The organism is uncultured Cellulomonas sp. (assembly GCF_947494015.1).
Lineage (GTDB): Bacteria > Actinomycetota > Actinomycetes > Actinomycetales > Cellulomonadaceae > Pengzhenrongella.
Genome location: NZ_CANLTL010000004.1, coordinates 174996 through 187674, shown reverse-complemented (window position 1 = coordinate 187674; position 12679 = coordinate 174996). Strand labels below are relative to the sequence as shown.

The following is a 12679-nucleotide window of genomic DNA, read 5'->3' as shown; positions in this document are numbered from 1 at the left end:
TGAAGGTCCGGTGAACGCCGCCCGCCCCCGCGCGTCTAGGGTGCTGTGGTGACCACGACTTCCTCCCCCTCGTACCGTCGTCTGGGCACCTCGGGCCTGGTGGTCTCCACCGTGGGCCTGGGCTGCAACGCCTTCGGGGTGACCATCGACCCCGACGACGTGCCGGGTGTCGTCTCGGCCGCCGTCGACGCCGGGATCACCCTCCTCGATACTGCCGACATCTACGGCTCCTCGCCCGGCGAGAGCGAGAGCCTGCTCGGCGCGGCCCTGGCCGGCCGGCGCGACGACGTCGTGCTGGCGACCAAGTTCGGCGCGGACATGCGCGGCGCCTACGGGGACGACCACGGCGCGCGCGGCTCACGCCGCTACATCCGCCGGGCCGTCGAGGGGTCGCTGCGCCGCCTGGGCACCGACCACATCGACCTGTACCAGATGCACATGCCCGACTCCGCGACGCCCATCGCCGAGACGCTCGGCGCGCTGCACGAGCTCGTCACCGAGGGCAAGGTGCTGTACGTCGGCTCGTCGAACTTCGGCGCGTGGCAGGTGGTGGACGCCGACTGGACGGCCCGTACCCAGGGCCTGACCCCGTTCGTGTCCGTGCAGGACCACTACTCGCTGCTGGAGCGGGGCATCGAGAAGGAGGTCGTGCCGGCGGCCGAGCGGGTCGGCGCCGGGATCCTGCCCTACTTCCCGCTCGCATCGGGTCTGCTCACCGGCAAGTACCGTCGTGGTGAGCCGGCTGCCGAGGGCACCCGCCTCGCGCGGCGGCCCGAGCGACTGGCGGCCGCGGACTTCGACCGCATCGAGGCGCTCGAGGCGCTGGCGGGGCAGTGGGGGATCGACCTGCTGACGGTCGCCATGGGTGGCCTCGCGGCGCAGCCGGGGGTCGCCTCGGTGATCGCCGGCGCGAGCCGGGCCGAGCAGGTGCGCGCGAACGTGGCCGCCGGTTCGTGGCAGCCGACGCTCGAGCAGCTCGCGGCGATCGACGAGGCGTCGCCCGGCCCGGTCTGAGCAGCGGGGCTGCTACTCGGTGGACGGCTGCGCCAGGACCACCCCGTCGGTGAACATGACGCCGTCGGCGAAGCGGGCCTGCACCCGCCCGCCGCCGAACTGCTCGGCGTACAGGCGCGCGTAGAGGCCGTCGGGCGACCCGATGAGCTCGTCGTGCGTGCCGCGCTCGACCACCCGCCCGTCGTCGACCACGAAGATGACGTCCGCGTGCCGGATGGTCGACAGCCGGTGCGCGATCGCCAGGGTGGTCCGCCGGGCCATCGCGGTGGCGAGCGCGTCCTGGACGAGCCGCTCCGAGGCCGAGTCCAGCGCCGACGTCGCCTCGTCCAGGATGAGCACCCGCGGGTCCTTGAGCAGCACGCGGGCGATCGCCAGCCGCTGCTTCTCCCCGCCGGACAGCCGGTAGCCCCGCTCGCCGACCGTGGTCGCGTACCCATCGGGGAACGACATGATGCGCTCGTGGATGTTCGCCGAGCGGCACGCCTCGGCGAGCTGCTCGTCGCTCGCGTCCGGCCGCGCGTAACGCAGGTTGTCCGCGATGGTCGCGTGGAACAGGTACGGGTCCTGGGTGACCATCCCCACCACGTCGGCCAGGGACCCGAGCGTGACGTCGCGCACGTCCCGGTCGTCGATGCGGATGGCGCCGCGGTCCACCTCGTACAGCCGTGGCACCAGGTAGCTGAGCGTCGTCTTGCCCGCGCCGGACGGGCCGACGAAGGCGGCGAGCTGACCCGGCTCGACCCGCAGCGACACGTCCCGGACGGCCCACGGGCGTCGCCGCGCACCGTGGCCCGCACCACCCCGCGCCCCCGGGACGTCACCGGACCCGGGCCGCGCGTCGGCCGCGCCGTCGGGTGTGCCGCCGGTCGGCGGCGTGAGGGCGTCGGCCGGGCCGACCGCGGGGACGGCCAGCCCGGGCGCCGACGTGGCCACCGGCGGTCTGCCCGGACCGCTCGGCGGCAGCCCGAGGGCCGCCAGCCCCAGACTCGTGCCACCACCACCGCCACCACCACCCCGACCGCCACCACCACGGCCGCCACGCGGGGCGGGCGGTGGGGCGACCAGCCGAGGCGGCGGCGGGTAGGCGAACCAGACGCCGTCCAGCTCGACCGAGCCCCGCACGGTGGACCGGTCGAGCGTCTCGGCGCCGGGCCGGTCGCTGATCGCCGGGGTCAGGTCGAGGTACTCGAAGATCCGCCGGAAGAGGGCGAGCGACGTCTGCACGTCCAGCGCGACCCGCATGAGGGACACCATGGGCATCATGAGCCGCGCCTGCAGCGTGGAGAACGCCACCAGCGTCCCGGCCGAGATCGCGACGCCGGAACCGGCCGCACCGGCCGCGCCGCCCGGCTCACCGCCGGCCAGCATGGACCCGGCGACGAGGTAGACCAGCGCCGGGGTGATCGCCATGAACGCGCTCACCACGCCGAAGAAGCCCTGGCCGGCCATGGCCTGGCGGACCTGGAGGCCCACCTGTCGCTCGTTCTCGACCCGGTACCGCGCGACCTCGGCGTCGGCCCGGTTGAAGATCTTGGCCAGCAGCACACCCGAGACGCTCAGCGCCTCCTCGGTGATCGCCGTCATGTCCGACAGGGACTCCTGCGTCGCGCGCGCCAGGCGCTGGCGCCGGGCTCCCACCCGTCGCTGCAGCACGACGAACACCGGCATGAGCGCGACGGCGACGAGCGTCAGCTGCCAGCTCAGCAGCACCATCGCGACCAGCGAGGCCACGACCGTCACCAGGTTGGACAGGATCGAGGACGCCGTCGTGGTCAGGACGGACCGGACCCCACCCACGTCGTTCGCCAGCCGCGACTGGATGGAGCCGGTCTTGGTCGCCGTGAAGAAGGCGAGCTCCATCCGCTCCAGGTGCTCGAACAGCCGCCCGCGCAGCTCGGCCATCGCCAGGTTGCCGACCTTGGTCGTGAGGAACGTCTGGCCGATGCCGATCGCGGAGCTGACCAGCGGGATCACGATCATCGCGGCGGTCAGCACGAGCAGCAGCCGCAGGTCGACCCCGGACCCGTCGACGGGAAACAGCGCGTCGTCGAACACCCGCTGGGTGAGGAACGGCGTCACGACGCCGAGCAGGGAGCTCACCAGGATGGCGACGGCCACGAGTACGAGCGAGCCCCGGTACGGCGTGAGCAGCGCGCCGATCCGTCGCAGCAGGGCGGGGGAGGCCGGCACGGCCGACGCGGACGGGCCCGACGGGTCCGGCACGGTCGACGCCGCCGGATCCGACGCGTCGGGGACGGCCGACGACGAAGCGTCCGGCGCGCGTGGCGACGCGCCGTTGCGTGGCGTACCCGGTGGCGTACCCGGTGGCGTGCCGGCTCGCGTGCTCACGCGAGCGTCCTCGCCGTCGCCCGGGCGAGCAGCTCGCCGTCGGTCAGGCCCTCGTCGCGCCATCGGCGCTGGGCGTCCGCACCGGTCCCCCGGTCGAGCAGCACGTCCAGGCGTGCGGTCACCCGGTCCAGGTCTCCGGTGCGCTCGAGTGCGGGGGAGACGTGCGCCAGCAGGGTCCGCACCACGGACGCCGCGGGCGCGGGACGGCCGGTGAGGGGGTTGAGCAGGTCGCCGCGCAGCCCGGAGCGAGCCGCTCGCCAGGCCGCGACGCGCAGCACCTCGGTGCGCGGCTGCGGGCCCGCGCCCCCGGACGCCACCGCGGTCTCGGCCAGCCCGCGCACCAGCGCGGCCTGCAGGACGGCGTCGTCGGGGTCGAGGCACACGTCCGCGACGCGCACCTCGACGGTGGGGTAGCGCGCCGACAGACGCGCGTCGAAGTAGACCATCCCCTCGTCGAGGATCGTGCCGCTGCTCGCCAGGTCCGCCACCACGCGCCGGTAGGTCGACGCGTCGCCGAACGGCGCGGTGGGGCCCGCCGTCGGCCAGTGGCCCCAGATCTGGGTGCGGTAGCTCGAGTAGCCGGTGTCCTGGTCGCCCCAGAACGGGGAGTTCGTGCTCAGCGCGAGCAGCACGGCGGTCCAGGAGCGCAGGTGGTCGATCACCACGACCCCCTCGTCGTCGTCGGCGACCTCGACGTGCACGTGGCAGCCGCAGGTGAGCTGCTCGTCCACCAGCGGTCCGAACGCCTCGGCGATGCGACCGATGCGCTCGTCGGCGAACACGGACGTGCTCAGCGCGCTCGGTGCGGTGGCCACCGCGGCGAGCCGGGCCCCGGCCGCCTGGGCGGACGCGTCGGCCGCAGCGCGTCCCGAACGGATCTCCCGGGCCAGGTCCTCGAGGTCCTCGCACGGGTGCGTGGACGTCTCGATCTGCTCCTGCTTGAGCTCCTTCTCCAGGTGGCCGCCGGGGACGTCGCTCGACTGGTCCTCGGTCCGCCGGGCGTACCGCAGGACGGCCGCCGCCACCGGGCGCAGGCCACCGTCGGGGGAGACCAGCATGAACTCTTCCTCGACCCCGACTGTGCGCACCCGCACAGTCTGCGGGGTGCCACCGACAGGTGTCCCCCGAGCGGCGCTGTGACCCGCCCCACGGCGCCGGGCCAGGGGCGTCAGCCGAGGAACTCGCGGACCACCTCGACCACCAGCGCGTGGTCGTCGGCCTGCGGCAGGCCGGAGACGGTCACCGTGCCGACCATCCCGACGTCGCGCACGCGGACCGGGAAGCAGCCGCCGTGGGCCGCGTACTCCTGCAACGGCAGGTCGTGCTGGGCGGCGAAGGTGATGCCCTGGTGCCGGGCGCGCAGCCCGACCAGGTACGACGACGCCCCGAACCGCTCCACGACCCGCACCTTGCGGTCGATCCAGCTGTCGTTGTCCGGAGTGGTACCCGGCAACGCGGCGTGGAACAGCTGCTGCGGGCCGCGACGGATGTCCACGGTCACCCCCAGTGCACGTTGCCGAGCCGTCTCCACGAGCCGGCAGCCCAGGCGCCAGGCGTCGTCGTTGTCGAACCGGGTGAAGACGAGCTCGCGCTCCTCGGCCTCCACGCGGGCGATCAACGAGGCGACGTCGGGGTCAGCGGTGGCGCCGTCGGCGTGGTCGGGCGTGGTGGTCATGTGCCGATCCTGGCCCGCGACGGCGGCGCCGTCGAACCGGCGCCCTCGCCGCGGGCGCCCGCGCGGCGGGTGCTCGGGGTCGCCGCACCGTTGGCGCTCGTCGTGGCCTGCTCGACGGGCACGCCCGGCGGCGGGAGCAGCGCTGACAACGCGTGCGCAGGTGCGCTGACGACCATCGACAGGGCCACCGTCGCGCCGGGGGAGGTGCTGACGGTCGGGGCCCCGCGCCTCGTCGACGGGTGCGACGACCAGGCCCTCGGGATCACGCCGACGCCCCGGACGGGCCTCATGGTCGACGGGACCCAGTCGGGGTCGACGGCGGCGCCCGCGACCGTGGACGCCGACGACGACGGCACGGCGCGCGTGATCGTCGCGGGTTCCGGTGGGCGCCCACGAGGGCGAGGCCACCGTGCGGATCGGTGGTGCCGCGCCTGCTGCCGTGACGGTCGGGGAGCGGCGGCGGCACGAGGGTACGAGCTTCTTCGGTAGCGTCCCGACCGTGAGCTCGGACGGCATCGACGCGCCCCGGGTCGACGCCGGCCGGGTCGAGGCCGACCGGATCGACTCGAACCGGATCGACTCGAGCCTGGTCCGGGCGCTGCTGCGCGAGCAGTTCCCGGCGTGGTCCCAGCTCCCGGTGCGACCGGTGGACCCCGGCGGCAACGACCACCGCATGTTCCGGCTCGGCGACGAGCCGAGCGTGCGGCTCCCGAGCGCCGCGGGGTACGTCCCTCAGGTCGCCAAGGAGCAGACCTGGCTGCCGCGGCTGGGTCCGTCGCTGCCGCTGCCGGTGCCCGTGGTCTTCGGTGTGGGGCGGCGTCCGTGCACTTCCCGGCACCGTGGTCGGTGTACGGCTGGCTCGACGGCGAGCCGGCGTCATCGGTCGATCTCCGGCACCCCGTACGCCTCGCTGAGGACCTGGCGGCGTTCCTCGTCGCGCTGCGCTCCGTCGACCCGACCGGCGACCCCGTGACGCCGGCACCCCACAAGGTGCCCGACAGGACCGCCAGCGAGGAAGAGTCTGCGCAGTGAGCGGATGTGGGGCCGGTCGTAGGCGGCGCTGGGTGACCGGTCCGCTGGCGCGTCGTCGCCCAGCTCGCGGTCGGGCGTGCATGGTTGCCCCATGCCGATGGTCTATGTGCACGGCGCCGGTCGCGGGGGATCGCAGGCGTGGCCTTGTCAGCTCGACTTGGCGAGTAGTTCCTCTTCCGAAGCGATCTGGCTTGACTGGCAAGACGCTGCCGAACCCACTGCCTCTGTCGTCAAGGACCTGGTGGCCTCGCAGGTCAACGCGTTGCTCACATGCGCCGATAAGCCACTGGACGTGCTGGCGCATTCGCAGGGAGCTGTGGCTGCACTGCTCGCTGCGCAGGACTTCGCTCAGCCAGTGCGCAGCATGGTGCTGTTCGAGCCAGCGTGCTTCAGCCTCGCCCGCGGGCTGACCGCCGTCGAGGAGCACATCACCGTCATGGGACCCGTACTCGCCGATGTCAGGAGCGATCCCGAGGTCGATGACATCGAGTACGCCAGGCGCTTCTTCACGGCGTTGGGCGCACCGGTACCACCAGCGGAGACCACCGAGCAGGTTCGTGCGCTGCGCCGGCTACGCACCGTACCTGCGCCTTGGGCCGTACCTATTGATGCTGCTGTGCTCGCTCGCGTGCCGACCCTGGTCATCACCGGTGGCTGGCTGCCGCTGTACGAACAGACCGCCGAGGCGCTCAAGGAGTCGGGGGCCCGGCACGAGGTGCTCGAGGGGCACGGCCATCGCCCGCAGGATCATCCCGAGGCGAATGCGGTCATCCGGAACTTCTACGCCAGCCCCTGAGGGGACTGGCCCCGGTCTGCCCCAAGGTCGGGGACCGGCGTCCTGATCGACCGCGCCGTGGCATGAGCGTGAACGCTTTGCCGCCCGTGCTCCTCAGCGTGATTCGCACTACGGAGCTGCTAGTCCAGGGCGATGCTGTAGGGGCCACCGGCGAGCGTAAGGAACGGCTCCGCGGTGAGCGTGGTGTCACCGTCACCTTGCGGGTCCGGCGCCTCGACCGGGGCGGTCAGAATGTGGTGAATCGCGTAGGCCTCGTACTGACCGGCCGGCAACCGTAGGGCTGCCGGGTCACACGTGGCGACCCGCCCAGCGGCGTTGGTGATGATCTCCTCGGCGGGCTGCCACGTGACCGGCCGCGGTGGTACCCCGCCCATCGCTGCGATGGCGCTGCTCACGGAGCCCACCACTACGCCGTCTTGCGCGATCCAGACGACCGGCCCCTCGAGGCCGTGTAAACCTGCCTTCAGTGTGTCCCGGGTTCCATTGATGATCGCAACGTTCACGCTCCAGTAATCATCTTGCGTCAGCGTGAGCCCAGAGAGTGGTACGTGGTCTTCGGCTGGCGGTGCTTCGTACTGAGTGGAGGGAGTCACCGTGGTCACTCGCACGTCCAGGTGCAGCGTGCCGCCCTCTGGGGAGCCGTCGATCTTGGGTACCTGCTCACCACAGAGCGAATACTCGGCTTCGGTGGTCGTCACTGCCGACCAGGAGCTGGCGTCATCCGACGATCCCGCCACGAGTACCTGGCTTCCGCTTCCGTTGGTGGGTCCGCCAGTGAGGAGCACGACTATCACCGCGGCACTGGCGACGGCTCCGCCGCCAGTGGCAGCGGCGACGACCTTGGCGCGGCGTCGACGTACTGCCCGCCACACCCGTTCGGGCTCGACGGTGACACCGGGTGTGTTCTGCGCGATCCTGCGTAGGTCGTCGTGCTCTTGGTCGCTCATGTCTCGACCTCTTGTGTGTGGAGCGACTCGCGTAGTTGGGCCAGGCCGCGGGCGGCGGTGGATTTCACGGTGCCGATGCTGACGCCCATCAGTTCGGCTACTTGTCGTTCGGGTAGGTCGAACAGGTAGCGAAGGACGACTGCGCGGCGGCGACGTACTGGGAGTTGGCGCAGCGCAGTCACCAGTCGATCGCGTTCTTGAACCGTGTCGTGGGGCCCGGGCGCCGCTGTGTGAGGCATGTCGGCTGGGTCGGTGACGTCCTCACGGCGAGTTCGCCTCCAGGTGTCTATTCGATGGTTTGACATCACGCGACGTGCGTAGGCGTGCGGATCGCCAGCGCGGATCCTGGGCCATGCCGCGTAGGTGCGCACATGGGTGTGCTGGAGCAGGTCCTCGGCTCGGTGGCGGTCACCGCTGAGGAACAGTGCGAGCCGGCCGAGTGCGGGTCGCGAATCTGCCATGAAGGCCGTGAACTCCTCCCGGCGCCCGCTGGCCAAGGACTCGACGGCGAGCGTCTCGTCACCGGAGCGGCGGTCCGTCGCTGGCCCTGCTCTTGCGGCACGACCTGCACTCGTCATCAAGGGTCCTCCATCGGGGAAGTGAGCTATACGCCGTAGACGCCGACGACCATGGCAAGGTTGCTCCGGCTCACGAACGAGTATTGAACAGCGCCCACCGTGGTGGAGCAGCGCGTGTTCGAGAGCGCACGCTTGATCGCCTGCTTCGTGATCAACATCGGCACCAGTCCCCGTGGGTCTGCTGCACGGATAGGTGACAGTGCCACCTATCCGTGCAGCAGACCCGTCAGCTCCCCAGCCAGGCTCGCAGACGGGAGCGCCGTGCTGTCCGCTTCTCTGTACGGCCACGACCGTGAATGTCACTGAGCAAGTTCACAGGAGCGATGGCTGCCAGGCGGGCCCGAAGTACGACAGCCTCGTCGTCCGTCAACTCGGCAACGACGGAGTACCCGCAATCGTGGAAGGTCGCGAGGTCCTCACCGTCTGCTCCGGTCAGGTCTACGTTGATCGACCAGCCGGCGTAGCTCTCAACCGCGCTCCACTCCAGATCACCGGTGCTCACCACGAGCCCCAGGCGACCGTCGGACCCGCGCTTCTTGCGGCGCTCCGCCTCCGCCACCAGTTGCGCCTCGGCGCGACGCACGTCCTCCTGCATGTGCTCGGGGTGGTCTGTGAACACGTCGATCTGGGCCGAACGGATGACCGGGCGCAGCACCTCCATGACCGCTGCGCAGACGGCCTCAGCCTCCGCTCGGTCCGTGACCGCCTTGTCGATCGCGTACTTGCGCCGCTGCACCATGCCCGCCGACACTACCGAGGTCGCCCGGGACGACCTTCTCAGCGGCATGTCCGGGCGAGCGCAGTCGCCCTCGACGCGGCATGGGCGGATGGGCGAGATCCACGTGCGAGGGTGTCCGCGTGTGGCGAGCAATCGGTAAGGCGTCGAGCCGTTGGCGGCGGCAGCGCGCTAGGCGAGTTTCGTACGGCGACTGCCCTCTTTGTGGCCACGACTGGCGTGAGCACCACCCCGAGCAAAGATGCGGCGAGTGCTCATACGAGATCGAGCATCGCGAGCCCGACGCTCCTAAATCGGCCTGTCGCCGGGCAGCGCCCGGCGGGACCTGGTGAAGAAGCCCGACCACCGGTGCCGCGCGCGACCCGTTGCATGTGCGGATGGCGCCCGCGCACTCGGCGCGGCATGAGCGTTCGCCGCATGCTCGCTGCACCAATTGCCTTAGTGCAGGCGCACGGCGAGCCCATTCGTCCCAGCCGGCACGGTTTTCGCGCACGGTTCGTCTCCGGCCCCAGTCATGAGCTGAGTTCCCCGCTGGGGCCTTGTGGACAACAGCACGCCGCTCACCACGAGGGCGCCTGCTACCAACTCTGCGGCCGTTGTCGGCTCACGCAGCAGCACCGCCGATGCGCCCATACCTACGACGGGGACGAGCATGGAGAACGGGGCGACGGTGCTCGAGGGGTGCCGGCTCATCAGGGCGGTCCAGAGGCCCGACCCGATCAGTGTCGCCGCGAGGACGGTGAATCCCAGCCCGGCGAGGGCCAGGCCCCCGCGGACCGTGTCGAGCGTCGTGAGGGACGCACCGATCCGGGCCGGTCCCTCGAGGGCCAAGGAGAGCGCCAGCATCGGTAGCGGGGGGACGACGGTCATCCACAACATCAGCGCGAACGGCCGATCGGTGCGTGCCTGCCGGTTGGCAACGTTGCCAACGGCCCACCCCAACCCTCCGCACAATGTCAACAGGACGGGTGACAACGTGGCTCCGCCGTCCAAGCCCGCCCGGTAGACGCCGATCGCTGCCAGGCCAAGCATTGCAAGGCACACGCCTGCCGCCTGGCGTGCCGTCAGCCGCTCGCGCAGGACAAGCCCCGCGAGCAGCACGGTGAACGGGGCAGACGACTGCAGTACCAGCGAGGCCAGGCCGGTGGGCATGCCGTTGTCCATCGCGAGATAAAGGAAGACGAACTGGAGCACACCGAACCCGAATCCATATCCAAGCAGCCACGGCCATGGCACGGCGGGGCGCCGGACGAGCAAAATCGTGGGGATCGCAATGACGGCGAAACGCAGCGCCACGAGGAAGAACGGTGGGAACTGTTGAAGTGAGAGGTGAATGGCGAGGAAGTTCAGGCCCCAGACGAAGGCCACGACCAGGGCGAGCACGCGGTCTTTTGTCGGCACGGCCATCAGCGTGACGCCGACTGCACGTGAGCACAATCGAACGTTCGTGACACGACACTGTAGTGTTGCTGCATGGACTTCCGCGCACTCGAGGCGTTGCGCGCCGTGCGGACACACGGAGGAGTGACGGCTGCCGCTGCAGTGCTGCACGTGACGCCGTCGGCGGTCTCCCAGCAGCTGTCGGCGCTTCAGCGAGACGTCGGGGTCCGGCTGACGGAGCGGGTGGGGCGTGGGCTACGGCTGACTGCCCCGGGAGATGCGCTGGCCGATGCTGCCGTCGACGTCGCAGTCGCCCTGGAAAAGGCTCGTGCCGCTTGCGAGGCCTTCCTCGAGCACCCCGGTGGCCGCGTGAGCGTCTCGGCATTCCAGAGCGGGGCTGAGCTCCTTCTGCCGGAGCTGCTCACTCGCGTCCATGCCCTCGGCAGCATCGACCTCGAAGTCCTGGACGAGGACGTCGCCCAGGACGACTTCGTCCCCCTCGCCGACCGCGTGGACGTCGTCATCGCACATCGCCCGGATGGCGGGACCGCCTCTGCCGGCTGGAGGCAGAGCGAGCCGGGTCGCGGCCTGGTCGTCGTGCCACTGTTCCGCGAGCCCCTCGACGTCGCGGTGCCGTTCAATCATCCACTTGCTGGGCGCGACGAGGTGCGGCCTGAGGACGTCGTTGGAGAGGAGTGGATCGCGGTGCGGGAGGGCTTCCCGGTGGCTGGCGTGCTTGCCGGTCTCTCGTCCGGGCCGGGCCGTACACCTCGTGTGTCTCAGCGCATCAACGACTTCCACGTCGTCGTCGCGCTCGTGGCCGCCGGTCATGGAGTCGCGCTGCTCCCTCGTCACACCTTTGGTGAACATCCCGCGATTCGACTGCTCCCGCTCCGTGGGGTTCGCGCCGCTCGGCGAGTCGAAATCCTGATGCGTAGAGACCGTGCCGAGCGAATCGTCGTGCGTCGGGTCGTCGACGAACTCGTCGCGATGACAGCGGACCTCAACCGAAGTTGATCTGTGCCGCAGCCCCGGCTGCCGACGGGTTCACGACCCCATCAGGTCATCGGCACGAGCGTTCGACTGTCACGTTCCAGAGGCCATGTAGGCGGCGAGGATGTAGTTGGGGTGTCGGTCGAGGGTGGTGCGGGCTCGGTCGTAGCGCATGGTGGTGCGGGGGTCGGCGTGGCGGGCGGCGATCTGGACGTCGCGGAGGTCGACGCCGGCGTCGAGCATCGTGGTGACGTAGGTGTGGCGCAGCATGTGCGGGTGCATGAACGGGAGCCGGACGCCGGCGTCGTCGGCGAGGTGGCGCAGTCGCCGGGTGGCTGAGTGCCGGTCGAGCCGGCGGCCGGCGGTGTTGAGCAGCAGCGGCCCGTCGGTGCGGTTATTGATCGCGCGGTCCACGGAGCGGGCGACGGCTGGAGGCAGCGGGATCAGGACGACCTTGTGGCCCTTGCCCACCACGCGCAGGACCCGGTGGCCGTGTTCTTCGCCAAGGTCACCGATGTCGAGTGCGCAGGCTTCGAAGATGCGCGGGCCGAGCAGTCCGAGCAGGCACACGAGGGCGAAGTCGCTGGTGTTGGCGGACAGGCGTGCGGCGGCCAGGTGTGCTTCGAGCTGCAGGTGGCTCAGGCCCAGGGTGGGCGATTCGGGTGGCACGTTAGGGCGGCGGACGTAGTCGGCGGGTGAGTGCTGGAGGAGGTCGTCGATGACGCAGGTGCGGTACAAGCCGGCGACGATGGACATGCGCCGCGAGACTGTCGACGGTGCGTAGTTGCGGGTTTCCTGCATCCACCGCACGTACAGCTCGATGTGCGGTCGGCGAGCGGCGAGCGGATTCAGGCGGCGCTCGGCGCACCACGTCAGGTACGCGCGTAGGTCTGACTCGGCGTGGCGGCGGGTCTCGCCGCGGTAGCGGGCGAGGTATCCGGCGACGGCCAGGCGCAGCGGGTCGGCCCGCCAGTGGTCGTCGAACAGCGGCAGTGGCAGGTACTCCGGTGTCGATGTCATAGCCGAGCATGCGCCCGCCACAAGCGCCCGAAGCCGGGCGGGAGGACGCGAAGCGCACGCAGCCGGGTTACTCGCGGCACGGCTTGAGCGAGTTGGTCGCCGGCCGAGGCTCCATCGGCTCTACGTGAGCGCGCCGTCCCAGGAGCCCGTGTGGCCCGC

Annotated in this window: 12 protein-coding genes; 4 read left to right on the top strand and 8 right to left on the bottom strand. The window is 71.0% G+C overall.

Features of this window, described 5'->3' with window-relative positions:
- The first annotated feature begins 48 nt into the window (after positions 1-48).
- Positions 49-1014 carry an aldo/keto reductase gene (locus tag Q0840_RS06330; protein ID WP_298457665.1) on the top strand — a complete coding sequence of 322 codons (966 nt, stop codon included), beginning with the start codon at positions 49-51 and terminating at the stop codon, positions 1012-1014.
- Positions 1015-1026: 12 nt separating this feature from the next.
- Here Q0840_RS06330 and Q0840_RS06325 read toward each other — a convergent pair whose 3' ends face one another.
- The 3 genes from Q0840_RS06325 to Q0840_RS06315 form a co-directional block, all read right to left on the bottom strand.
- Positions 1027-3204 (bottom strand): ABC transporter ATP-binding protein, encoded by a 2178-nt coding sequence (locus Q0840_RS06325; protein ID WP_298457662.1) that lies wholly within the window; start codon positions 3202-3204, stop codon positions 1027-1029.
- A 155-nt stretch (positions 3205-3359) separates the two neighbouring features.
- Positions 3360-4451, bottom strand: a complete 1092-nt coding sequence (locus Q0840_RS06320; protein ID WP_298457659.1) for a glutamate--cysteine ligase — start codon at positions 4449-4451, stop codon at positions 3360-3362.
- 80 nt (positions 4452-4531) lie between these two features.
- Positions 4532-5038 (bottom strand): heme-degrading domain-containing protein, encoded by a 507-nt coding sequence (locus tag Q0840_RS06315; protein ID WP_298457656.1) that lies wholly within the window; start codon positions 5036-5038, stop codon positions 4532-4534.
- 621 nt (positions 5039-5659) lie between these two features.
- Between Q0840_RS06315 and Q0840_RS06310 the strand changes: the two genes are divergently transcribed.
- Positions 5660-6070 (top strand): phosphotransferase, encoded by a 411-nt coding sequence (locus tag Q0840_RS06310; protein ID WP_367183077.1) that lies wholly within the window; start codon positions 5660-5662, stop codon positions 6068-6070.
- A gap of 91 nt (positions 6071-6161) precedes the next feature.
- Positions 6162-6866: an alpha/beta fold hydrolase gene (locus Q0840_RS06305; protein ID WP_298457649.1), complete on the top strand. Its 705-nt coding sequence runs from the start codon at positions 6162-6164 to the stop codon at positions 6864-6866.
- A gap of 119 nt (positions 6867-6985) precedes the next feature.
- Here Q0840_RS06305 and Q0840_RS06300 read toward each other — a convergent pair whose 3' ends face one another.
- From Q0840_RS06300 to Q0840_RS06285, 4 genes are all read right to left on the bottom strand, one after another.
- Positions 6986-7813, bottom strand: a complete 828-nt coding sequence (locus Q0840_RS06300; RefSeq protein ID WP_298457647.1) for a hypothetical protein — start codon at positions 7811-7813, stop codon at positions 6986-6988.
- The gene (locus tag Q0840_RS06295) at positions 7810-8391 is read right to left on the bottom strand and encodes a SigE family RNA polymerase sigma factor (RefSeq protein WP_298457644.1); all 582 of its coding nucleotides are present in this window, start codon (positions 8389-8391) and stop codon (positions 7810-7812) included. The genes Q0840_RS06300 and Q0840_RS06295 overlap by 4 nt, the downstream gene beginning before the upstream one ends.
- A 226-nt stretch (positions 8392-8617) precedes the next feature.
- Positions 8618-9130, bottom strand: a complete 513-nt coding sequence (locus tag Q0840_RS06290; RefSeq protein ID WP_298457643.1) for a hypothetical protein — start codon at positions 9128-9130, stop codon at positions 8618-8620.
- A gap of 435 nt (positions 9131-9565) precedes the next feature.
- Positions 9566-10534: an EamA family transporter gene (locus Q0840_RS06285; protein ID WP_298457639.1), complete on the bottom strand. Its 969-nt coding sequence runs from the start codon at positions 10532-10534 to the stop codon at positions 9566-9568.
- Positions 10535-10600: 66 nt separating this feature from the next.
- On the opposite strand from Q0840_RS06285, the gene Q0840_RS06280 reads away from it, so the two are divergent.
- Positions 10601-11524: a LysR family transcriptional regulator gene (locus Q0840_RS06280; RefSeq protein ID WP_298457636.1), complete on the top strand. Its 924-nt coding sequence runs from the start codon at positions 10601-10603 to the stop codon at positions 11522-11524.
- A 69-nt stretch (positions 11525-11593) separates the two neighbouring features.
- Here the strand turns inward: Q0840_RS06280 and Q0840_RS06275 are convergent, their stop codons facing one another.
- Positions 11594-12520 (bottom strand): tyrosine-type recombinase/integrase, encoded by a 927-nt coding sequence (locus Q0840_RS06275; RefSeq protein ID WP_298457633.1) that lies wholly within the window; start codon positions 12518-12520, stop codon positions 11594-11596.
- Positions 12521-12679 lie beyond the last annotated feature (159 nt).

Excerpts from the sequence above, each read along its gene's own strand:
- Q0840_RS06315 (WP_298457656.1), bottom strand. The coding sequence starts at position 5,038 with ATGACCACCACGCCCGACCACGCCGACGGCGCCACCGCTGACCCCGAC.
- Q0840_RS06305 (WP_298457649.1), top strand. The coding sequence starts at position 6,162 with ATGCCGATGGTCTATGTGCACGGCGCCGGTCGCGGGGGATCGCAGGCG.
- Q0840_RS06300 (WP_298457647.1), bottom strand. The coding sequence starts at position 7,813 with ATGAGCGACCAAGAGCACGACGACCTACGCAGGATCGCGCAGAACACA.
- Q0840_RS06295 (WP_298457644.1), bottom strand. The coding sequence starts at position 8,391 with ATGACGAGTGCAGGTCGTGCCGCAAGAGCAGGGCCAGCGACGGACCGC.
- Q0840_RS06290 (WP_298457643.1), bottom strand. The coding sequence starts at position 9,130 with ATGGTGCAGCGGCGCAAGTACGCGATCGACAAGGCGGTCACGGACCGA.
- Q0840_RS06285 (WP_298457639.1), bottom strand. The coding sequence starts at position 10,534 with ATGGCCGTGCCGACAAAAGACCGCGTGCTCGCCCTGGTCGTGGCCTTC.
- Q0840_RS06280 (WP_298457636.1), top strand. The coding sequence starts at position 10,601 with ATGGACTTCCGCGCACTCGAGGCGTTGCGCGCCGTGCGGACACACGGA.
- Q0840_RS06275 (WP_298457633.1), bottom strand. The coding sequence starts at position 12,520 with ATGACATCGACACCGGAGTACCTGCCACTGCCGCTGTTCGACGACCAC.